21 protein-coding genes are annotated in these 20633 nt (G+C 62.1%); 15 read left to right on the top strand and 6 right to left on the bottom strand.

Going from position 1 to position 20633, the window contains the following annotated elements:
* The first annotated feature begins 68 nt into the window (after positions 1-68).
* Genes ACELLULO517_RS05635 through ACELLULO517_RS05660 form a run of 6 tightly spaced genes read left to right on the top strand, consistent with a single transcriptional unit; the run spans position 69 to position 5468 of the window.
* Positions 69-1130, top strand: coding sequence for an ABC transporter ATP-binding protein (locus ACELLULO517_RS05635; RefSeq protein ID WP_227306326.1), 1062 nt, complete (start codon positions 69-71; stop codon positions 1128-1130).
* Between the two features lie 7 nt (positions 1131-1137).
* Positions 1138-2022, top strand: a complete 885-nt coding sequence (locus ACELLULO517_RS05640; RefSeq protein WP_227306327.1) for an ABC transporter permease — start codon at positions 1138-1140, stop codon at positions 2020-2022.
* An 11-nt stretch (positions 2023-2033) separates the two neighbouring features.
* Positions 2034-2897, top strand: a complete 864-nt coding sequence (locus ACELLULO517_RS05645) for an ABC transporter permease (protein WP_227306328.1) — start codon at positions 2034-2036, stop codon at positions 2895-2897.
* A gap of 31 nt (positions 2898-2928) precedes the next feature.
* Positions 2929-3981, top strand: a complete 1053-nt coding sequence (locus tag ACELLULO517_RS05650; RefSeq protein ID WP_227306329.1) for an extracellular solute-binding protein — start codon at positions 2929-2931, stop codon at positions 3979-3981.
* A 40-nt stretch (positions 3982-4021) separates the two neighbouring features.
* On the top strand, positions 4022-5053 hold the full coding sequence (locus tag ACELLULO517_RS05655) for a histone deacetylase family protein (RefSeq protein WP_227306330.1): 1032 nt from the start codon (positions 4022-4024) through the stop codon (positions 5051-5053).
* Between the two features lie 7 nt (positions 5054-5060).
* Positions 5061-5468: a hypothetical protein gene (locus ACELLULO517_RS05660; RefSeq protein ID WP_227306331.1), complete on the top strand. Its 408-nt coding sequence runs from the start codon at positions 5061-5063 to the stop codon at positions 5466-5468.
* Between the two features lie 49 nt (positions 5469-5517).
* On the opposite strand, the gene ACELLULO517_RS05665 is transcribed toward ACELLULO517_RS05660, so the two are convergent.
* Complete coding sequence (locus ACELLULO517_RS05665) at positions 5518-6069, bottom strand: hypothetical protein (RefSeq protein WP_227306332.1); 552 nt, start codon at positions 6067-6069, stop codon at positions 5518-5520.
* 140 nt (positions 6070-6209) lie between these two features.
* Here ACELLULO517_RS05665 and ACELLULO517_RS05670 point away from each other — a divergent pair, with 140 nt between their 5' ends.
* The 4 genes from ACELLULO517_RS05670 (at position 6210) to ACELLULO517_RS05685 (ending at position 10306) form a co-directional block, all read left to right on the top strand.
* Complete coding sequence (locus ACELLULO517_RS05670; RefSeq protein WP_227306333.1) at positions 6210-7130, top strand: LysR family transcriptional regulator; 921 nt, start codon at positions 6210-6212, stop codon at positions 7128-7130.
* 100 nt (positions 7131-7230) lie between these two features.
* Positions 7231-7686, top strand: a complete 456-nt coding sequence (locus ACELLULO517_RS05675; protein WP_227306334.1) for a MarR family winged helix-turn-helix transcriptional regulator — start codon at positions 7231-7233, stop codon at positions 7684-7686.
* Positions 7687-7901: 215 nt separating this feature from the next.
* Positions 7902-8645: a carbonic anhydrase gene (locus ACELLULO517_RS05680; protein WP_227306335.1), complete on the top strand. Its 744-nt coding sequence runs from the start codon at positions 7902-7904 to the stop codon at positions 8643-8645.
* A 257-nt stretch (positions 8646-8902) separates the two neighbouring features.
* A complete protein-coding gene (locus tag ACELLULO517_RS05685) occupies positions 8903-10306 on the top strand; it encodes an alpha/beta hydrolase family protein (RefSeq protein WP_227306336.1) in 1404 nt (467 codons plus the stop codon).
* Between the two features lie 2 nt (positions 10307-10308).
* Here the strand turns inward: ACELLULO517_RS05685 and ACELLULO517_RS05690 are convergent, their stop codons facing one another.
* Positions 10309-10797, bottom strand: a complete 489-nt coding sequence (locus ACELLULO517_RS05690; protein WP_227306337.1) for a nucleoside deaminase — start codon at positions 10795-10797, stop codon at positions 10309-10311.
* Between the two features lie 71 nt (positions 10798-10868).
* Between ACELLULO517_RS05690 and ACELLULO517_RS05695 the strand changes: the two genes are divergently transcribed.
* From ACELLULO517_RS05695 to rsmD, 4 genes are read left to right on the top strand one after another with little or no spacing between them, the layout of a single operon-like run.
* Positions 10869-11261, top strand: a complete 393-nt coding sequence (locus tag ACELLULO517_RS05695; protein ID WP_227306338.1) for a hypothetical protein — start codon at positions 10869-10871, stop codon at positions 11259-11261.
* Positions 11258-11980 carry a gamma-glutamyl-gamma-aminobutyrate hydrolase family protein gene (locus ACELLULO517_RS05700; protein ID WP_227306339.1) on the top strand — a complete coding sequence of 241 codons (723 nt, stop codon included), beginning with the start codon at positions 11258-11260 and terminating at the stop codon, positions 11978-11980. The genes ACELLULO517_RS05695 and ACELLULO517_RS05700 overlap by 4 nt, the downstream gene beginning before the upstream one ends.
* Positions 11977-12810 (top strand): pseudouridine synthase, encoded by an 834-nt coding sequence (locus tag ACELLULO517_RS05705; RefSeq protein ID WP_227306340.1) that lies wholly within the window; start codon positions 11977-11979, stop codon positions 12808-12810. The genes ACELLULO517_RS05700 and ACELLULO517_RS05705 overlap by 4 nt, the downstream gene beginning before the upstream one ends.
* A 4-nt stretch (positions 12811-12814) precedes the next feature.
* Positions 12815-13366: a 16S rRNA (guanine(966)-N(2))-methyltransferase RsmD gene (rsmD, locus tag ACELLULO517_RS05710; RefSeq protein ID WP_227306341.1), complete on the top strand. Its 552-nt coding sequence runs from the start codon at positions 12815-12817 to the stop codon at positions 13364-13366.
* Here rsmD and ACELLULO517_RS28860 read toward each other — a convergent pair.
* The 4 genes from ACELLULO517_RS28860 to ACELLULO517_RS05730 all read right to left on the bottom strand — a co-directional run bounded on the left by ACELLULO517_RS28860 (position 13356) and on the right by ACELLULO517_RS05730 (position 18141).
* The gene (locus tag ACELLULO517_RS28860) at positions 13356-15167 is read right to left on the bottom strand and encodes a Hint domain-containing protein (RefSeq protein WP_227306342.1); all 1812 of its coding nucleotides are present in this window, start codon (positions 15165-15167) and stop codon (positions 13356-13358) included. The genes rsmD and ACELLULO517_RS28860 overlap by 11 nt on opposite strands.
* The gene (locus ACELLULO517_RS05720) at positions 15125-16027 is read right to left on the bottom strand and encodes a hypothetical protein (RefSeq protein ID WP_227306343.1); all 903 of its coding nucleotides are present in this window, start codon (positions 16025-16027) and stop codon (positions 15125-15127) included. The genes ACELLULO517_RS28860 and ACELLULO517_RS05720 overlap by 43 nt, the downstream gene beginning before the upstream one ends.
* A 480-nt stretch (positions 16028-16507) precedes the next feature.
* Positions 16508-17140 carry an NUDIX hydrolase gene (locus ACELLULO517_RS05725; RefSeq protein WP_227306909.1) on the bottom strand — a complete coding sequence of 211 codons (633 nt, stop codon included), beginning with the start codon at positions 17138-17140 and terminating at the stop codon, positions 16508-16510.
* A 2-nt stretch (positions 17141-17142) separates the two neighbouring features.
* Entirely contained in the window at positions 17143-18141 is a 999-nt protein-coding gene (locus tag ACELLULO517_RS05730) for a bile acid:sodium symporter family protein (RefSeq protein ID WP_227306910.1), read from the bottom strand.
* Positions 18142-18326: 185 nt separating this feature from the next.
* Between ACELLULO517_RS05730 and ACELLULO517_RS05735 the strand changes: the two genes are divergently transcribed.
* Positions 18327-20633 (top strand): hypothetical protein, encoded by a 2307-nt coding sequence (locus ACELLULO517_RS05735; protein WP_227306344.1) that lies wholly within the window; start codon positions 18327-18329, stop codon positions 20631-20633.

Genomic DNA, 20633 nt, shown 5'->3' on the forward strand with positions numbered 1-20633 from the left:
AAGCACTTGCATTGAGTGTGCCGGTTATGAAAACGTGATCACATTGCAAACCGGGAGACTTCTCTCACATGCCCTCTGAAGTACTGAGTGACGCCCCCGCAGCGATCACGACGCCGACCCGGTCGACCGCCCCTGCCCGCCACCTGATTGAAGTCGTCGGCGTTGAAAAGATCTTCGGCGATGTGGCCACCGGCCACCGCGCGCTGGAAGCGATCAATGTTCTGATCGAAGAAAAGGAATTCTTCACGCTGCTTGGCCCGTCGGGCTGCGGCAAGACCACCCTGCTGCGCATGATCGCCGGTTTTGAACATCCGACGACCGGCGAAATCCGGTTGCAGGGCCGCGATGTGGCCAGCCTGCCGCCGCGCGAACGGCCGGTGAATATGGTCTTCCAGAACTACGCCCTGTTTCCGCATCTGACGGTCTCGCAGAACGTCGCCTTCGGGCTGGAGATGCTGCGCTGGAAAAAGCCCGACATCACCGCCCGTGTGCAGGAAACCCTGTCGCTGGTGAAGCTCTCCCATTTCGCGAACCGCAAGCCGGCGCAGCTTTCCGGCGGCCAGCAGCAGCGCGTGGCACTCGCCCGCGCGCTGGCGCCGCGTCCGCAGGTGCTGCTGTTGGATGAGCCGCTCTCCGCGCTCGATTTGAAGCTGCGCAAGGAAATGCAGTTCGAGCTGAAGCGCCTGCAACGGGAGACCGGCATCACCTTCATTCTGGTGACGCATGATCAGGAGGAGGCGTTGGCCATGTCCGACCGGATCGCGGTCATGAATACCGGCCGCGTGCAGCAGATCGGCACGCCGGAAGAAATCTACGATCATCCCACCAACCGCTTCGTCGCGGACTTCATCGGTGAGGCCAATCTCATTCCGGGCGAAAGCCTCGGTCGTCGGTCCGACGCCGTTATCGCCATCCGCCCCGAGCGGATCGAGATTGCCGGCCCTGGCGTGACCCCGCGTATCACCGGCGTCGTCGACAATGCCACCTTCCTCGGCTCCGACACGCTGATGGAAATCATCGTTCCGGGCATCCGCTTGCGCGCCCGTATTCGCGGGGCTGCGAAACTGCCGCAGGGCAAGGAGGTCGGCCTCGTCTGGGAAACGGAGGCCGAACGCGAGCTGTTGGATTGATGCCATCATGCTGAACAAACGCTCGGCCTATTGGCTCATCCTGCCCGCGGTCCTGGTCATCGGGATATTCGGGGCCATTCCGCTTCTGATTTCTCTCGTCTATTCCTTCATGTCCGCCAATCCTTATGGCGGCGTGCAGGCGCCAATGACGTTCGGCGCCTATGTGCAGATGCTGTACGACCAGGATTTCGACGGCAGTCTGATTTTCATGCCGGATTATTTCTGGATCGCCTTCCGCTCGCTGTATCTTGCGCTGGCAACGACGATCCTCAGCCTGCTCGTCGGCTTCCCGGTCGCCTGGTATATCGTCTGCCAGTCACCGACCCGGCGGAAGATTCTGCTGACCCTGGTATCGCTGCCCTTCTGGATCAATACGCTGATCCGCACCTATTGCTGGATTTTGATTCTGCGCGACGAGGGGCTGGCGAATAAGCTGTTCGGCTGGCTGGGTTTCATTTCACATCCGCTGCCGCTGCTCTACAACCAGGGCTCGGTTCTTCTCGGTCTCGTCTATACCTTCCTGCCCTTCATGGTCCTGCCGATCTATGCGACCCTCGAGCGGCTCGACCCGCGTCTGATCGAAGCGTCCTATGATCTCTATGCCAATCGCTACCAACTATTCCGCCGCGTGATCTGGCCCTTGACCAAGCCCGGTATCGCCGCCGGCACGGTGCTGGTCTTCGCACCGGCCTTGGGCTCGTTCCTGCAGCCTGATCTTCTCGGCGGCGGCAAGCAGCTTCTGATCGGCAGTCTGATCGAGATGCAGTTCACCTCCTCCCGCAACTGGCCCTTCGGCGCGGCGCTCTCCATGCTCGTGACCTTCGCGGTCATTCTTTCTCTCGCCTGGCAGCGTTGGCGTTCCAAACGCGCGGCCAGAGCACAGGCAGCGTGAGGGCCGAACCGATGATGACCACTGCTGCACGCCGCAAAATCCGCCCCTTCGACTGGCGGCATAATCCGGGCTTCGGTATTTTCAGCCTGGCCGTGATGAGCTTCCTGTACCTGCCGCTCGTCATCCTTGTCGTCTATTCCTTCAACGCCAATCGCTTCGTCACCGTCTGGACCGGCTTCAGCCTGCATTGGTTCACGCGTGTCGCGAATAACGGCGATATCCGCCACGCCGCCTGGGTTTCCGTCCTCGTCGGCGTGCTCGCCACGATCTGCTCGACCGCCATCGCCATCGCCGCCGCACTGGGCTTCGAGCGCGGTGGCCGCTTCAAGGGCGAGGCCGCCGCCAATAGCCTTGTCATGATGCCGCTCGTGGTGCCGGAAATCGTCACCGCCATCACGACGCTGATCTTCTTTTCCTCGATCGGCTTTCATTTCGGCGTGCTGAACCTTGTTCTGGCGCATACCGTGTTCTGCGTGCCCTTCGCCATGCTGCCCATTCAGGCGCGCCTGAACACGATCGGCACGGCCTATGAGGACGCCGGGCGCGATCTATACGGCGGCGAATGGCGCATCTTCATGCGCATCACGCTGCCCTTGATGGTGCCCGGCATCATGGCCGGCGCCATCCTGGCCTTTGTTACCTCGCTGGATGACTTCCTCATCAGTTTCATGGTGAGCAGCGCCGGCACGACCACGCTTCCCGTCTATGTCTATGGCATGATGCGCCTGGGCGTGACGCCGGAGGTGAATGCGATCTCGACCATCCTGCTGGTGATTTCGGCCGCGCTTGCGCTGGTCGCTTTCCTCATCAGCCGGCCCAACGAGGCAGGAGCCGCCGCCGGCACCGCCGCCGCGGCTGCCACGGCGACTACCTGAACCCCACCCGTCCATACCGGAGGAAGTTTCGATGAGCCTGAAGACTGCCCTTATGGCTTTTGGCCTGGGCGCCGCCACTCTGGCGGCCGCGCCCTTGGCCCAGCCGGCCCATGCCGCCGATGCGGGGGTTCTGCATATCTTCAACTGGACCGACTATACGGCCCCGGACCTGCTGAAGAAGTTCACGGCCGAAACCGGCATCAAGGTCACGCTCGATACCTATGATTCGAACGAGACCCTGCTCGCCAAGCTCAAGGCCGGCACCACGGGCTATGACCTTGTCATCGTCTCCGATGACTTCGTGAAGATCTTCGTCAGCCAGAATCTGCTGGAAAAGGTCGACGCCAGCACGATGTCGAATTTCGGCAATCTTGAGCCGCGCTGGAAGACCCGCTTCTGGGATCCGACGGCGGAATATACCGTTCCCTGGCAGTGGGGCACGACCTCCTTCACCTATGACACCAAGGTCTATCCCCAGCCGGTCGATAGCCTGGGCACCCTGTTCAAGCCGCCGGCGGTCTTCAAGGGCCAGGTCGGCATGTTCGGCTCGCCGAGCGAGGTCATCAATCTGGCCCTGCTTTATCTCGGCTATCCGCCCTGCGACACCGACCCCGCGCATCTGAAGGAAACGCTTGCCCTTCTCCAGGCGCAGAAGCCCTTCGTGAAGCTGTATAATTCCGACGGTATCATCGACCGCCTGACGGCCGGCGAAGTGACGATGAGCGAGCAATGGTCGGGTGACGCCATGCGCGCCCGCCAGGCCAAGGCCTCGCTGCACTATGTCTATGCCAAGGAAGGCGGCGCAGGCTGGATGGACAATCTTGCCATTCCCGTCGGCGCGCCGGACGTGGACAATGCCAAGAAGTTCATCAACTTCATGATGGACCCGCAGAACGCCGCCATCGAAAGCAATTTCGCGGGCTATCAGAACGGCGTTGCCGGTTCCAACAAGTATCTGCTGCCGGCCATGGCGACGGCGCCGGAATTCAACCCGCCGGCAGATTACAAAATCGTCTTCTCGCCGGGCTGCGACGCCAAGGCGACCAAGGACTTCGACCGCATCTGGACCTTGATCCGGAAATAAACGACAACTCCCCCCAGCTTGCTGGGGGGAGTCTTTCTTCGTGGATATTATCTTTTCGCCTGATCACGCGCTGCATCAGAGCCCCGGCGAGCTGAATTCCGGCGAATTTGTCCCCGCCTTCGAAAAACCCGAACGCGCCGAGATCATCCTGAGCCGTGCGAAGGCCGTGGATCTCGGCCCCGTCATTGCCCCCGATCCCTTTCCGGCCGAGCATCTGACGCGCATCCATGATCCCCGCATGCTGGACTTGCTGCGCACAGGTGCGGCCGAATGGGCGGCGCAGGGACGCCAGGGCGGCGCCTTTCCCTTCACCTTCTTCACCCGTGGCTTCCGCGCCGATCGCGTGCCGCAGACGCTGGAAGGCCGCCTCGCCTGGTTCTGTTTCGATGCCGGAACCCCGCTGACGGCCACGAGCTGGCAGGCGATCGAAAGCTCGGCCCATGTCGCGCTGACCGGTGCCGCCGCCATCGCCCAAGGCAAGCGGTCCATCTTCTCGCTATGCCGGCCGCCCGGCCATCATGCCGGGTCCGACCACTACGGCGGCTATTGCTTCATCAACAATGTCGCCGTCGCCGCGCAATATCTGCTGGATCAGGGTGCCAAGCGCGTCGCGATCCTGGACGTCGATTACCATCACGGCAACGGCACGCAGCAGATTTTCTATCAGCGGAACGATGTGCTGCTGGTCAATATCCATGCGACGCCGGACCAGGAATATCCCTATCTGCTGGGCTTCGCCGATGAGCCGGGGGCCGGCGCGGGCGAAGGCTTCAACCTCAACCTGCCGCTGCCCTGGGGCACGGATTGGGCCGGATGGAGCGCAGCGCTTGAGGCGGGCTGCCAGCGCGTGGCGGAGTACGCGCCCGACGTGCTGCTGATCTCCCTCGGCGTCGATACCTATATCAAAGACCCGATTTCCCAGTTCAAACTGGACCACGCGCATTTCACGCTGATGGGCGAGCGTATCGCCAAGCTTGGCCTGCCGACCCAATTCATCATGGAAGGCGGCTATGCGGTGGCAGAAATCGGCGTCAATGCCGTCAATGTTCTGACCGGTTTCGAGGGGCGCTGAGGCCAGCATGAAAGACCCCCACCGTCCCCGCATCCCGTTGATCGCGCTTTGGCGCATTCCGGCCGTGATCGCGCTCGTGACCTGCGCGATCGTCAGTCGCATGGCGCTGGGGGCGACGGGGCCGGTTGACCTGCCCGGCGGTGGCGCGCCGGCGCTGCAGGAACTTGCTGCCGCCATGGTGGTCTGCGGGTCCGGCGGCGATGGCACTGAGACGACCGAGCCCGCCCATCACGGCTTTGCCCTTGATTCGCGATTGCTGCTCGATATCGCGGAAGCCATTTATGTATTGCCGCCCGTGGGCGTCGCCAAGACCCCTGCCCCGCAGGCCGACGCCGTAGCGGCGGCGACCCTGCCCACCGCCACGGCTTTGCCGCCACCGCCGCGCTGCGTCCGGCGTGATTCCGCCAAAACCTAAGCCGAGCCTCTGCCGACGACAGCATGGCTAGCCTTCCTGCGGCCCAGGATCAGGATGTGCGTGACCGCGCGAGCGCCCGGCGGCCGATGCTGGCCGCAAAAAGCGGCGTTTCGCGACGATTGTGATCGCCGCTGGCCGCCTGGCGCGCGGCGGCGGCCTGTTCGAAGGTCTGGCCTTGCTCGGCAATGAAGGCCAAGAACGCATCCGTCGGATGCGACGTCACCCGGTTCGTGTAGCGGGTCTTCCCATCGCCTGCGTCTTCCGCAATCAGCTCCCACACCACATTGACCTGGGTGCGGCCGATGGCGGTGAAGACATCCGACATCGAATTCATCCGCACATAGTCAGGACGTTGAACTTCGGCAACATAGTGCTGAACCACCAGCCCCTTGCCGATCATCTCGACATTGATGGACATGCGCCTGCCGTCGTCGGTTGTGGTAACACCGGCCGCGATATGGTCGGGCGGACAGCAGCGCTGATATTCGGCTTCAGGCAAGGTAAACAGCCAGTCCGCGATGTCGATCCGGGCAAGGGGCAGATCGATCTCGGCTGTAAAAGCCGATTGGGACAGGACAAGCTCCGTCAACGCGGTCGACATGGAAAGAATGCTCCTGCATTTCCGGTGAAGCCAGGGTTTGGGTAAAGAGCCCGTCCCGTGGCACTGGCCGGAGTATTGGCGGCCTCGGCCCTTCTGATAAGGCAGGGATTGCGAGGAATGGTTTTGCGCGGATGGCAAAGATGACGGGCGTCAAATTCGCCGAGCATATGGCGGTCTTCATGGAAACCGCGCGGGCGGGCAGTTTTTCGGCCGCCGCGCGCAGAGCGGGCCTGACGCCCTCCGCCGTCATGCGCCAGATCGATGCGCTGGAAGCCGATCTCGGCCTGCCGCTTTTCATCCGCTCTACCCGCGCGCTGGCACTGACGGATGCCGGGGAGCGGCTTTTCGCCCGCGGCCAGCCGTTGCTGGATGCGCTTGCCGATACCCATGCCGAGGTTTCCGGGCTGGACGGAGCGGTTTCCGGCGTGCTGCGCATCGCCTGCTTCCCGACCTTCGGCAAGCGCTACGTGATTCCGGTGCTGGAGCGGTTGATGCGCGACTATCCGGCCCTGACCGTCGAGCTTGACCTGACCGAGCGGCTGGCCGACCCGGTGGTTGACCGCTTGGACGCTGTCATCCGCATGGGCGATCTGCCCAACAGCACTTTGATCGCGACGCGCCTTGCGCCGGAACGGCGCCTATTGGTCGCGAGCCCCGATTATTTCCGGCAATTCGGGCCGCCCGATGCAACGAAAGGCTTCGCCGGCCAAAGGCTGCTCGACAAGATCCACGGCGCCGATCTGCTGCGCTGGACCTATGTGCTCGGCCATCCGGCGGCGGAGGAGCGCGACGCCAAGTTGGCCTTCCGCTCGGATGATTTTGAGGCTCTGCGCGCGGCGGCTCTTGCCGGCATGGGCATCGCCTTCCTGCCAAGCTGGGTGGTGGGGCCTGACGTGCGCAGCGGCGCCTTGGTTCGGCTTGCCTGGAAGAATGAGACCTGGAATGCGCAGCCCGGCGCCATCCATCTGCTTCGCGCCTTGCCTCAGCCGCCAGGCAAGCTGCGACTATTCGTTGAGGCGTTGCGCGCCGTGATTGGAAAGCCCGCCTGCTGGGAGGTCTAATGGGGCTAAGTCTGAGATATCAGTTAACGTTTTCTTGATCAGAGACTGATTGACGAGGAAATCAATGATCGGCAATTTGCCGAAAATTCGAGGGTGTCTGATGTCCCAATCGTTGACTAAGCCGATCGATCAGCTTGGCTATTGGCTTTATCAAGTCTCCAATCAAGTCACGATATGTATTTCCCAAAAGCTGGCTGAGCTTGATGTCATCCCTGCCGAATGGGTGATGCTGAGCTTGCTATACGACCAGCCGTCCTTGGCGCCGAGCGAAATCGCGAACCAGATGGCGATGACGCGCGGCGCGATCACTAAACTCGCGGATCGGGCGATCGCCAAGAATCTTGTTCGACGCCGCGCGGACGACCACGACGGACGGGCCCAGACGCTGACCCTGACCAAAGCCGGACGCGCTTTCGTGCCTAAACTGGCGGCGCTTGCGGATGCGAGCGAGGCCGCCTGTTTCGACAATCTGTCCGTGAATGATCGTCGTCACTTGCGCCGCATTCTGAAGCTTGCTGCGGCTGGGTTAGACTTGCCCATCTCACAGGCCGGCTGATCGTTCAACGGGATCGGCCCGCGCCGGCCGATCATTGCCGGCCGGGCGGGTTGATTGCGTCTCGGCAGATGTCAAGCCACTGCAATATTTCCCCCTTGTTGCAGATTGCTCGTTCACGCTTATCGTTCTATATTCGATTCAATTATTCGAATCGATTTAGAATTGATTGCTGTCCTGGCAGCTAGATCGAGCGGCTGGATCAACAGGGGTGTGGCATGACGATACCAGCGGTCGGATTGGTCGGATCTTGCGGCTGCTGCGGCGGTCAGCCGCATAGCGTGCCGGGTATCAGCCCCTCCAGACGGACCATGCTGTCGGCGGGCATCGGCGGGTTGGCGGCGGCAACGTTTGGCGGCGCAATTCTGGCGAAACCGGCATCCGCACAGACCAAACTCTCCCCCGATGCCGCGATGCAGGACCTGCTGGACGGGAACCGGCGTTTCGTTGAAAAGAAACTCGTCTCGTTCGACGAGGATCTCGCCATTCTGAAGCAGAATACCGCGTCCCATCAGGAGCCTTTTGCCGCCATTCTGTCCTGCGCGGATTCACGGGTGCCGGTCGAATTGGTTTTCGATCAAAGCATCGGCCATCTGTTTGTCACGCGCGTCGCCGGCAATATCGCGACGTCGGAAATCATCGCCAGCCTGGAATATGGCGCGGCCGTTCTGGGCACCAAGGCCATCCTCGTTCTGGGGCATAGCGGCTGCGGCGCGGTCAAAGCGGCGATTGCCGGCAATGAGGTCCCCGGCCAGATCAGCGACCTGTTTGCGATGATCCAGCCAGCGATCGAGCAGTCCGGCAGCGATCTGACGGCCGCTATCAAAAGCAATGCGCTGTTCCAGGCCAAGCTGCTGAGCACGGCCTCGCCCGTATTGGCGGCATTGATCAAGGCCGGCGATCTGAAAATCCTTGCCGGCTATTACGCGCTGGATAGCGGGGAAGTCACCATCCTATCCTGATCTTGCCGGTTGATCTTCGCCTGCAACCTTCCCCAGCCGTCTCGCCAGCGTAACGCTGGTCGAGATGGCCGAGGGAGCGCCCGGCCCCGCTGCAAGAACGCTAAAAAAGCGAAGCGCGACCGCGCCCCCATAACGTCCCGGTAATATTTTGCCGCCTATCCTGAAGGCATTGACCGGCATGTGGGGTATGAGTGGTTGTCGTTCCTTTATGGATTCATTGCCCGGCCATCCTGTCTGACAGGGCATGAGGGCCATTGATGCGATTTCTCGATAAAATGGCGGGTTTATGGAGCTTCGGCAAAGAGACTGCGCCGTCGAGGGCGGGCATTGCCTCCGCGGATGTGGCGAGTGACGAAGCCTTGCCGGTGATGACGTCCACATCACAGACGGAAGACGAGATCCCTGATGCGGATGCACAGCCGCCGGATGTCTGGGAAACCGATCATTACAGAATAACGCATTACCGTTCGAACCCGCATAGGCTGACAATTGTCTTTGCCAGTGCCGGCCAGCATGGCATCGGCGCACCGATCGAGGAATTCAAAGGGTCGCTGCTCAAGCTGTCCACGTCGATCGTCTTTGTCATCGACAATAACGCGGCCTGGTGCAATCACCCTGATTTCCCGGCAGCCATCGCGATTGTCCAAACGCTTCTCGGCCAATACGAGAATATCGGTGCTCTGGGTGAAAGCATGGGGGCATCCTCGGCCATCGTCTTTGCCGAGCTTTGCCCTGACGTCGATCGTATCCTCGCAATCGCGCCGCAATATAGCATCATGGCGCCCTTCATCGATTTCGACGAGAGGTTCGCCCGCCTGGGGCAGGAGCATCCCGACCAAAGATATCCGGCCTATTCCTGCCGATCCGCGACATCCAAAGCGCAAATTCTATTCGGCAATCTGGACTGGAAAGACCTCGTTCATGCCGGCATGTACAAGGTCGACGGTTTTTCCGTCAGCATCGTCGAAGGCGCCGCACATCTGGTCGCCGGCCATTTGAAGTCACAGCAAAAGCTCATTCCTGTTCTGAAGCGGTTTCTGGACTATTCGGTGCCTTTTACCGCAAGCGCCGTGCAGTCGATCATCGGCAAGCCCTTGGCCGATCCTTGCAAGCTCAATGGCGTAGGATTCGTTCATCAATCGCAATGGACCAGAAACTGGCAGGCGGCGGCGCAATCGCCGAAGCGGATCGCCCCGCCCCCGCGAACCTCGGATCTGGCGCTCGGGCGTCCGACCGATCAAAGTTCCCTGTCCGACCATTCCCGTGGCACGACGACGCAGGAGGATTCGGCCGGCGCCGTGCAAGGCGTGCTGTCCGGAAGCTATGCCTTCCATACAGCAATGGAAGCCGGTCCCTGGTGGCTTGTCTCGCTGGAGGCCGTATCCAAAATCCAGGAGGTCCGCATTCATAACCGTTTGGAAAACAGGTTCGTTTGTCATCGTGGCGCGCGATTCGCGATCGACCTCATGGATGCCAGCGGTATCTGGGTCGAGCATTTCGTCAAACAGGATGATCTGCTGTTCGGCGGAGCGGATGGCGAGCCTTTCCGCTGGACCCCCGCCAAACCAGTACCGGCACAAAGCCTGCGCATCAGGCTGTTGGGCCAGGATTTCCTGCATTACGACGCGGTCGAGGTTTTTGGCATCCTGCCTCCCGGCTGATATCACCGCCGCGCGCGAAAGAAATCCCGCAGAATATCGCCGCATTCCGTCTCACGCACCCCGCCGATGACCTCCGGCGCATGGTGGCAGGAACTGGCGGCGAAGATCCTCGCCCCATGCTCGACCCCGCCACCCTTGGGGTCATAGGCACCGAAGACCAGCGTTTTGATCCGAAAGGCGCTGATCGCCGCCGCGCACATCGGGCAAGGTTCTAGCGTCACCACCAGCGTGCAATCCGTCAGTCTTGGCGAGGCGCGCAGCCGCGCGGCCTGCCGCAAAGCGAGCAGTTCCGCATGGGCGGACGCGTCATGATCCGCTTCCGTGCGATTGCCGGCAGCCGCCAGCACCTTGCCCGCCGCATCCAGCACCACGGCGCCGACCGGCACTTCACCACGCGCGGCGGCGGCACGGGCCTGGTCCAAAGCCAGGTCCATCGGGGCAGCGGACGGGCCAGCCAGTGGGTCAGCCGGTGGGTCAATCGGCAGGGTCATGCGGCTTGATGCCTTCTGGCAGGCGCACCGTCCAGTGGACCGAAGGCGCCATCTCATGCCATCAGCACAATATGGCAATACGACCCGACAAACCGAAACCCAGCTCTATCCAGCGCCCGCTCTCCCACGCGATCATGGATCTGCACCGAGCCTTGATCCAGGCCGAGGCGCGCGCCTACGGCATTGATACCAGCCCTTACCGCCTGCTGCAGTCCGTGATGTCGGACGAGCGCTTCGCCTGGCTGCGCGCCTTCAGCGACCTCATCGTCGCGATGGATGAGGCCGGCGACCGCGGCGAACTGCCCGACGTCACCGCCCTCGCCCCGTTTCTGGAAACCTTGCACGGTCTGGTGGCGCCGGTCAGCGAGGCCGGGCAGCGTGTGACCCTGCTGGCGGTCGATGCACCCGACGTGCAGGTCGCGCAGACGAAGCTGGTGCAAGTCCTGGCAGGCTTCAGCCAATGATCGGTGAGCCCCGCCGCCCGCTTGTGGGCATTACGCTGGACAGCGAGGAGCCGGGCGGCTGGTCCCGCTACCCCTGGTATGCCCTGCGCCAGAATTACGCCTCCGCCGTGGCCGCGGCCGGCGGCCTGCCGGTGGCACTGCCCCATGATCCGGCGCTGACCGACGAATGGCTGGACCGGTTGGACGCGCTGATCGTGACCGGCGGCGCCTTCGACATCGACCCGACCATGTATGGCGCGGCCGATACGCATGAGACGGTGACCCTCAAGGCCGGTCGCACGGCGGCCGAATTGTCTCTGCTGCGGGGTGCGCTGGCGCGCAACATCCCGGTTCTGGGCATTTGCGGCGGCGAGCAGCTGCTGGCGGTCGCCCTTGGCGGCACGCTGATTCAGCATATTCCGGACAGCATTTCGGACGCGCTGGCCCATGAGCAGCAGACCCGTCACGATGAGCCCGGCCATAGCGTTGCCGTGACGCCAGAAAGTCTCCTTGCCCGCATCACCGGCGCGGCCGAGATGACCGTCAATACCTCTCACCATCAGGCGGTGCGGACGGCCGGACCCGGCGTTTTGGTGAATGCCATCGCGCCGGACGGTGTCATCGAAGGCATCGAAGATCCGCGCTATCGCTTCTGCCTGGGTGTACAATGGCACCCGGAATTCCATACGGATCCGGGTGACGCCCGCATATTCACCGCTCTGATCGAGGCCTGCCGATGACCGAGATCGAAAACGACGCCGAAAATGGCGCTGAGGCCGAGACCGAAGTCGAAGACGCGGCCCGCGGCGAACGCATCGCCAAATGGGCGGCGCGCGCCGGTGTGGCATCCCGCCGCGACATCGAACGCATGATCGAGGACGGCCGCATCAAGCTGAACGGCCGTTCGGTCGAGCATCCGGCGACCTTCGTGACGGACGGCGATGTCGTGCAGGTCGACGGCAAGGTGGTCGACACCCCGGCCCGCACGCGCCTGTTCCGCTACCACAAGCCCGCCGGACTGGTGACGACGCATAAGGATCCCGAGGGCCGCCCCACGGTCTTCGAGAAACTGCCGCCGGGCCTGCCGCGCCTGATTTCGGTCGGCCGGCTTGACCTCAACAGCGAGGGGCTGCTGCTGCTGACCAATGACGGCGAATTGGCGCGCAAGCTGGAACGGCCGGAAAACGGCTGGATCCGCCGCTATCGCGTGCGCGTCAACGGCTGGGTGGATGAGAAGGCGCTGGCCGCTTTGTCCCAGGGCGTCGTGGTCGAGGGGATGCGCTATGGGCCGATCGAAGCCGGGCTGGACAGCCGCAAGGGCGACAATAGCTGGCTATCGGTCAGTCTGAAGGAAGGCCGCAACCGCGAGGTCCGTCGCGTCATGCAGCATCTGGGGCTGGAAACGTCGCGTCTGATCCGCCTTGCCTATGGGCCGTTTCAGCTGGGCGTGCTGCCGAAGGGGGCCGCCGAGGAAGTGCCCGGCAAGATTCTGAAGGAACAGATGCCCAAGGCCGGCGAAGCGCCCAAGCCGGGCGGCGCCAAAGCGGCCGGCCCGCGCCGGCGGGGGTAAGGCGTTGCGGATCATTGCCGGCCGTCTGCGCGGCCGTCGCTTGACGGCGCCGGACGGTGACGCGACGCGCCCGACTTCCGACCGTGCCCGGCAGGCGCTGTTCGACATGCTGGTGCATAGCCCCTGGGCGGAGGGCTGTCTGCGGGACGTCCATGTGCTGGACGGTTTCGCCGGTACCGGCGCGCTGGGTCTGGAAGCGCTGTCGCGCGGCGCCGCGCGGGTGACCTTCATCGACAACCACCGGCCGGCGCTGGCGGTCCTGCGCATCAATATCGCGGCCTGCAAGGCGGAAGAGGTGACGCGGGTCATCGCGGCCGATGCGCGCAAGCCGCCGCGCGGTGACGCGGCGGGGCTGGTCTTCCTCGATCCGCCTTACGGCCAGGGCCTGGTGCCGCCCGCATTGACAGGCCTGGCCGCCGCCGGTTGGATCGCGCCTGGCGCCCTCATCATCGCCGAAATCGGCGCAGAGGACGCGCTGCCGACCGAGGCGCCGCTCCTCGTTGACCGGCGTTTCGGCGCGGCACGCATCTGCGTGTGGCAGGCGACTAGCCCGTAGCGCGCTGCGTCAGCACGCGGGCCGCGAGCCGCGCCCTCACCCGCTCGACCTCCGGCCCGGTGACGCGCAGGGGTGCGAAGGCCAGCGCTTCCATGACGAGCGCACTGTCCTGCAACGCGCCCCCGAAATGCGGATGCAATCTGGTGACTGAACCATCCACGAAGGAGGCGCGATCCCCCGTATCAAGATAGCTTTCCGCGGGCAGACCCTCGGCCAGGATCACGGCATGCCTTGCGAGCTCGATATGGAAATAGGTCAAGCGGTCGGTCTTGATCTGACGGATTGTCGTTCCGTTGATGAGATATTTGACAGGGATGAGCATGCCGTCCTGAAAGACAGCATGGTCGGGTGAAAGGAACAGGTCGCGCTTTGGCTCGTTCAGGGCGAAAGCATGAGCGGTAATAAGCACTGGCAGAATGCTCGCTGGCTCCGGATGGCGTCCGCAATCGACATGCCGGTGGCCAATCCAAATCACGGGCTGCAACTCGCCATCCGCTGTCCGGACAACATCGTCTATCGCGATCGTTTCAATGGCGACCTCGCCGTGTTCGGTTGCGATATGCGTGCCTGCCGCGAAGCAGGCGAGACTGGCGACCATGATTTCGGTGCCTAACAGACTATCCCGCGTCAAGGAGAATGTTGCATTGTCATAGTCACCGGCAAGGCTCAGATCATAGCTTGCGTTGCCTTCCTTCACGGTCAGAATGCCATCGCTGAAAGAGGCTGTTCCGTTGTTGGCATAGATAACCGATGCCAGATCGATTCCATCCGTCAGACCGAAGCCGCTAATCGGTGTCGCTGGCATATCCGTGCCACTGACCACAAGGTCAGCCGCGCCTCCGCTGAATACAATACCGCTTTGAACGACGGCGCCTTGATCCAGGATAGCGGTGCCGCCTGATTTTATCGTGGTATCGATCGCGGTTCCCCCGCTGACAATGAGCGAGCCGCCTGAACTGATCACCGTTCCGACTGCGGTTCCTTCACCGACAATGAGCGAGCCCCATACGGATATAACAGTAGATATTGCAGTTCCAGCAGACTTGCCTGAATTGCTGCTTTCGACAATTTCCGTCGAATCAAAGAGCATAGTATCACTGCTGATGCCGCCGGCCAGATACATAGTGCCGCCACCGTATGTGATAGGGTATAAGCCAGCATCTGAAAAGAAACCAAAAACGGCATCGACGCTCGTGCCCCCTGCAAATACGGTCATATCGCCATCACCACCAGATGTTGCGTAGGCAATACCACCGGAGAGCACGGATTCTGATCCAGATTGAATAACGCTACCGCTAGTCACCCCGCCGGATTTTACTTCCTCAAAACCGCTGGTATCTGTGTTATCTGCAAATTGGTAGCCAATGTGGGTATCAATGGCCGTCCCACCGGATTCGACTATCTCTGTTGCCAGCGTTGCCGGAGAGTCGCGCTCCTCCTGACCGAGATCCGAGCCGCTTGTTTCGCCAAATACGATGTCTTCGCCTCCCAAAAGCCCAATCTCTACTGCCGTGCCACCCGCCAGGACTGTCATCGTCGCCGCGCCCAACTCGGCACTGGACGTAACACCGGCAGCGCTTATATAGCCACCGGACGAGACAATGATTTCTGCTCCAACATCCTGGATCGCTCGTGCTGAGCCGCCGGACGAAATGATATAGGTGCCACCCGCCGAAACGGTATCAAAGAATGACGATGCACCGCGGTCAATTACCTCGGTCCCCTGTACATCATTGTAAGCGGCAAAAGTGCCTGAGCCTACGAACTCGGTCCCTCCGGATAGGATTGTGTCGGAGACCACCCAGGCTGCAGGTCCTGTGACTGTCTGGGTGCCATATATATATAATTTCCCGATGTCGTACCTCCGCTGACCCATTGTACCCCACCGGAGCTGATGACGGTGCCACTTTCAACGCTGTTGCCATACAGCCACATACTGCCGCCGGACAGGACGACCATATCCTGTATCACGGAGTTGCTTGCACTGATCTCGCTTCCGGAGTCTAAGATCAAGTGCGTTGCGGCCGTCGCCGTCATCTGCGCATCGGCGCCGTCAGACACTGATCCGCCAGAGGCTTTGCCGCCCAAAATGACAAATTCCGCGGCACTACCTGTTACAATGCTGTTATACGCCGTGCCATTGGAAAGGAGCAAAGTACCTCCTGCGTTTACGGTCGTGGCAAACGCAGCACCGAAATCTGAGACTTCGACGACACCTCCGGAATTGATGGTGGTCGAGAGCGCAGAAGCGCCTGAACTGACGGCCTCCGTGCCGCCACCAAAGATCACTGAACCGCTTGTCAGCCCACTCAGAGTTACAAGCTCTTCAGCGCCTGACATGATGCTGTCATCGACGGCATTGCCACCGTCCGTGACAGCTTGCGCACCGTAGATCGTGCCGCCAGAATCCAGCCCATAATCGAACTCGTTGCCGTCAGACGCGACATCGAGCCCGACGGCTGTCCCACCCGCCAGTATTTGCGCGATGCCATAGAGACTGACCTCGCCACCGCTGGCATAACCGCCGGAAGAAATGATGACGGCACCCCCGGAATCGCCTGTGGCCAGCGCTGTGCCGCCGGATAGAACCGTCAGCGTCTCCCCGCTGCCAATCAACAAGCCCGAACTCGTAACGCCAGACGAAATAACGATCCCAGACATCGCATGCCACTCCCGAATAATCACAGAACAAGGCCCCGTCCAGCCCTGCCGAAGACTTGCTCCGAATTAACACCTAGATAGATTCTGCCCGACGCGATTTTTGCGATTATTTTGATAGGCGCATTCAAGACAGTGTCAGACGAACAACCTAAACCTGAACGTGAAGTTGTCAACGATCCAGAAACGTTTCTGCATACGGATATTGAGAACGAAATGTTAACTATTTATATACCGCCGCTTAGGCTGAGAATCCTGTCACGATGCCGGTCACTTGAGTTTGCAATCGGGAATCAGGAAAAAAATATGAAGAAGATCAATTTTCTTATGATATTGGCCGGTCAGACAAAATCTGACCCAGAGCTAAATTCCGCCTCGGATATTGCGGACAAAAGTAAATTCCCATTGTATTTTTAGGATTTACTGCACAACTTTCTCTCAATACTTGGCGCCGGCTCTTTACGGACCGGGAACCGTCGCCCTTCAATCAAATTCGGTCGGCAGCGTACGGTCGCGCCAATGGGCGAACATGCGCGCGATCTGGCGCGGCAGAACGCGGCCGAGGGACAGATCGGCCGGAATGTCATCCTCCGCGAAGAAGCGGATCTCCGACGTCTCAAGGCTCGTCTGCGCGGCACCGCCGGTGATCTCGCAAAGGAAGAAGTGTTTCGCGATGGAGTGCAGGCTGGGCCAAGGATGTCTTTGCGTCGCATAGTCCCAGACGGCGACCAGCTTGACAGCCCGCGCAGTATAGCCGGTTTCCTCGAAGACCTCGCGCACCGCGCTTTGCGCCGTCGTCTGGCTGACATCGGCCCAGCCGCCGGGTAGGGTCCAGCGGTTATGGTCCATCACCTCCCGCACCATCAGGATGCGGCCCGCAGCATCGAACACCGCGCCGCGCACGTCGATCTTGGGCGTGGTATAGCCGCGCTCGGCCGCGAACAGCGCGGCGTAACCCTCGGCCGAGCCGTCGGTGCGGGCCGCGAGCATGCGGGCTGCCAGCGCGCGCAGCGCCTCATACCGGTCCCGGTCATAGGGGTCTTTCGTGAAGGCAAGGCCGGTCTGGGCTGTCGCCTGAATCTCACGCGCCCAGAGCAGCCAGTCTGGCTCTGCCACTGTCATTCGGCGGCCTGTGCGCTGACGCCGCCGGCTTCCGGATGCTCAGCCTCGTATTGCCGCGCATAGCGCTTCGCGAGAACCGCGCAGACCATCAACTGCATCTGGTGGAAAATGATCAACGGCAGGACGATCAGCCCGACGGTGGAAGCCCCGAACAGCACATTCGCCATCGGCACGCCGGTCGCGGCACTTTTCTTGGAGCCGCAGAAGACGATGGCGATCTCCTCCGGCCGCTTGAAGCCGAGCGCGCGGGCGCCGAAGGTGGTGATCAGCAGCACCAGCGCCAGCAGGACAGCGTTGGAGATGATGATCTCGACGAAGCCCGACAGCGGCAGCGTGTGCCACAGCCCGCGCATCACCGCGGCGCTGAAAGCGGTATAGACGACCAGGATGATCGAGCCGCGATCCGTGTATTTCAGGATATGCTTGTTGCGCGCAGCCCAACCGCCCAGCCAGGGGCGCAACAACTGGCCCGCCAGGAAGGGCAGCAGCAGTTCGATGAAGATCGAGCCGATCGATTCCAGCCCGCCGCCGCTGCCATGAGTTTTGAGCAGGATGCTCGCCATAATGGGCGTCACGATGACGCCGAGTAGCGTCGAAAAGGTCGCCGAGCAGATGGCGGCCGGGACATTGCCGTGCGCGATGGAGGTGAAGGCGATGGAGGACTGCACGGTGGAGGGCAACAGGCAGATATAAAGCAGCCCCATGAGCAGAGCCGGGGTCATGAGATGCGGAAATAGCGCCTGAAACCCGAAGCCCAGCAGCGGAAACAGCACGAAGGTCGAGGCCAGGATCGTCAGATGCAGCCGCCAATGGCCGAGGCCGGCGACCACCGCCTCCCGCGACAGCCTTGCCCCCTGCATGAAGAACATCACGGCGATGGCCAGCGTCGTCAGCCAGCCGAAAATCCTCGCCCCTTCCCCGTAGCAGGGGACGAAGGACGCGAAGATAACCGTGGCGACGATACTCAGCGTGAAGGCGTCGGGCAGAAAAGTCATAATCTTGCGCATGACACGCACTCTAGTCGCGTGAGACGACAGAGGTGAAGCCGTCTCGGCCATACAGAGCCGTTTCGGCGGTCGAAGGCTGGCATGCAGTACCGCTCGGTCTTGGCCGATGCGCCGCTTGCTGCCAGCCCTCTACCGGATTAATGTTGCAGGATCAAAAGCGTAGGGTGAGAACCGTGAAGATCGATCGTCGTTCCTTTCTCGGTGCCGCCGTGATCGGCCTGCCCGCCATCGCCCTGCCCGGCCTGACAGCCGCTGCCGCGACGCCGCCGCCCGGCGCGGTGCCGATGGCCGCCTGGCCGCATCAGTTCACGGAGAATGGTGCCCGCGTCACCATCTATGAGCCGCAGGCGATCGACTGGCCGAACCACGCGACCTTGAGCGCGCGTGCGGCGATCGCCATCACGCCGATCGGCCGCACCACGCCGATCATGGGCACGATCGAATTTTCGGGCGCGACCGAGGTCGATACCGACAATAACCTCGTCTATTTCACCAATCCGACCCTGATCTCCTCCAGCTTCCCGGCACTCGATACCAGCCAGGCCTATACACTGCAGACGCGCATTGCGGCCTTTCTGACCCTGATGCCGCCCAAGATCATTCCGCTGAATACGGTGCTGCTGAGCCTGAATGAGAAGCCGGCCGCCGCTGGCCCGCCGCTTAACAATAACCCGCCCGTCATCTTCTACAGCGCCCAGCCGGCGAGCCTTGTCGTGTTCGACGGGGAGCCGACGATGGCGCCCATCGCCAGCACCGGCCTGACCTATGCGGTCAATACCAATTGGGACGTCATCCAGGATCAGGCCAATGGAGGCGCCTGGTATCTGCTCAATAACGGAATCTGGCTGGTGGCCCAGGCCTATACCGGCCCCTATCAGCCGGCCGGCCCCTTGCCTGCGGCCTTCTCCAAAATTCCGAACGACGCCAATTTCGGCGAGATCCGGCGCAACGTGCCGGGCAAGCCGCCGACCGCCGGCCTGGTGCCGATCATCTTCATCTCGACCAAACCGGCCGAGATCATCGTCACCGCCGGCGCGCCGACGTTCACGCCCGTGCCGCAAACCTCTCTGCAGGCGGTGACGAATAGCGGCGCCGTGCTGTTCCGCTATACGCCGACCAATAGCTTCTACTACCTCGTCTCCGGCCGCTGGTTCACGGCCAGCAGCCTGTACGGTCCCTGGACCTTCGCGACGCCCAGCCTGCCGCCCGATTTTTCGCGGCTATCGCCGGACGGCACCTACGGCAATCTGCTCGCCTCCGTGCCCGGCACGACGGCCGCCCAAGCCGCCGTGCTGAAGGCCCAGGTGCCGACGCGGGCGACGCTGCCGCGCAGCACGACGAAGGTTGCCGTCACCTATGCCGGGGCGCCGAATTTCGCGCCGATCCCCGGCACTGCCATGACCTACGCCACCAATACGGCCTTTCAGGTGATCGGAACCGCAGGCCAATATTACTGCTGCTATCAGGGCGCCTGGTTCGTGGCATCCGCGCCGACGGGTCCCTGGATGCTGGCGACCGCCGTGCCGGCCGTGATCTACACCATCCCGCCGAGCAGCCCGGTCTATAACGTGACTTATGTGCAGGTCTATGGATCGACGACCGCTGCCGTCACCTACGGCTATACCGCCGGCTATATGATGGGCTTCATCACCGCCGGCATCCTCGCCTATGGCACCGGCTATTACTATCCGCCTTACGTCGCCTATGGCCATGTGCCGGTCTATTACCCTTACGCTTACACTTATGCCGGGAACGTCCATTACAATACGGCGACCGGCGCCTGGGCCAGTACCGGCACCGTCTACGGCGCCTATGGCCGCACGGCGACGGCCGGTTATGGCTACAACCCCTCGACCGGCACCTATGCGCGCGGCGCTGCCGTCTATGGCCCTTACGGCGGGGCGGCGGCGGGTTCGCGATACAATCCCTCGACCGGTGCCTATGCCCATGGCAGCGCGGTCTGGGGCAATGGCAGCGCCAGCGCTCATGCCTATGGCTATAACCCCTCGACCGGCATGGCGGGCAGCACGACGCAGAATGCCAATGCCTATGGGCGGTGGGGATCGAGCTCGGTCAGCGGCCCGAACGGCAGCGTGAATACCGCGAGCGCCAGCAACGCGCGCGGCACGGCTGGCGCCTTCAATGCCAGCAATGGCGCGCAGGGCGCGGCCGTCCATACCAATAACGGCAATAATGCCGGGGCGGTGAAGACCGCGAACGGCAATGTCTATGCCGGGTCGGACGGCAACGTCTATCAGCACAACAGTTCCGGCTGGTCGAAATACAATAGCGGCTCCTGGCAGCAGATGCAGAAGCCGACGCAGCAAAGCGCGCAGGCCAACCATTCGACCTACCAGCGGCCGACGACGAGCAGCCAGAATTGGGGCCAGCTCAATCGCGATCAGACCGCGCGGCAATATGGCGGCTATAATCGCGGCAGTTACGGCGGTGCTGGCGGCGGCACGCGCCGCCGCTGGTAA

It is taken from the genome of Acidisoma cellulosilyticum, from assembly GCF_020621385.1.
Taxonomy (GTDB): Bacteria; Pseudomonadota; Alphaproteobacteria; order Acetobacterales; family Acetobacteraceae; genus Acidisoma; species Acidisoma cellulosilyticum.

Coding starts and splice junctions, on each gene's coding strand:
- ACELLULO517_RS05635 (WP_227306326.1), top strand. CDS start 69: ATGCCCTCTGAAGTACTGAGTGACGCCCCCGCAGCGATCACGACGCCG.
- ACELLULO517_RS05640 (WP_227306327.1), top strand. CDS start 1,138: ATGCTGAACAAACGCTCGGCCTATTGGCTCATCCTGCCCGCGGTCCTG.
- ACELLULO517_RS05645 (WP_227306328.1), top strand. CDS start 2,034: ATGATGACCACTGCTGCACGCCGCAAAATCCGCCCCTTCGACTGGCGG.
- ACELLULO517_RS05650 (WP_227306329.1), top strand. CDS start 2,929: ATGAGCCTGAAGACTGCCCTTATGGCTTTTGGCCTGGGCGCCGCCACT.
- ACELLULO517_RS05660 (WP_227306331.1), top strand. CDS start 5,061: ATGAAAGACCCCCACCGTCCCCGCATCCCGTTGATCGCGCTTTGGCGC.
- ACELLULO517_RS05665 (WP_227306332.1), bottom strand. CDS start 6,069: ATGTCGACCGCGTTGACGGAGCTTGTCCTGTCCCAATCGGCTTTTACA.
- ACELLULO517_RS05670 (WP_227306333.1), top strand. CDS start 6,210: ATGACGGGCGTCAAATTCGCCGAGCATATGGCGGTCTTCATGGAAACC.
- ACELLULO517_RS05675 (WP_227306334.1), top strand. CDS start 7,231: ATGTCCCAATCGTTGACTAAGCCGATCGATCAGCTTGGCTATTGGCTT.
- ACELLULO517_RS05680 (WP_227306335.1), top strand. CDS start 7,902: ATGACGATACCAGCGGTCGGATTGGTCGGATCTTGCGGCTGCTGCGGC.
- ACELLULO517_RS05685 (WP_227306336.1), top strand. CDS start 8,903: ATGCGATTTCTCGATAAAATGGCGGGTTTATGGAGCTTCGGCAAAGAG.
- ACELLULO517_RS05690 (WP_227306337.1), bottom strand. CDS start 10,797: ATGACCCTGCCGATTGACCCACCGGCTGACCCACTGGCTGGCCCGTCC.
- ACELLULO517_RS05695 (WP_227306338.1), top strand. CDS start 10,869: ATGGCAATACGACCCGACAAACCGAAACCCAGCTCTATCCAGCGCCCG.
- ACELLULO517_RS05700 (WP_227306339.1), top strand. CDS start 11,258: ATGATCGGTGAGCCCCGCCGCCCGCTTGTGGGCATTACGCTGGACAGC.
- ACELLULO517_RS05705 (WP_227306340.1), top strand. CDS start 11,977: ATGACCGAGATCGAAAACGACGCCGAAAATGGCGCTGAGGCCGAGACC.
- ACELLULO517_RS05720 (WP_227306343.1), bottom strand. CDS start 16,027: ATGTCTGGGATCGTTATTTCGTCTGGCGTTACGAGTTCGGGCTTGTTG.
- ACELLULO517_RS05730 (WP_227306910.1), bottom strand. CDS start 18,141: ATGACTTTTCTGCCCGACGCCTTCACGCTGAGTATCGTCGCCACGGTT.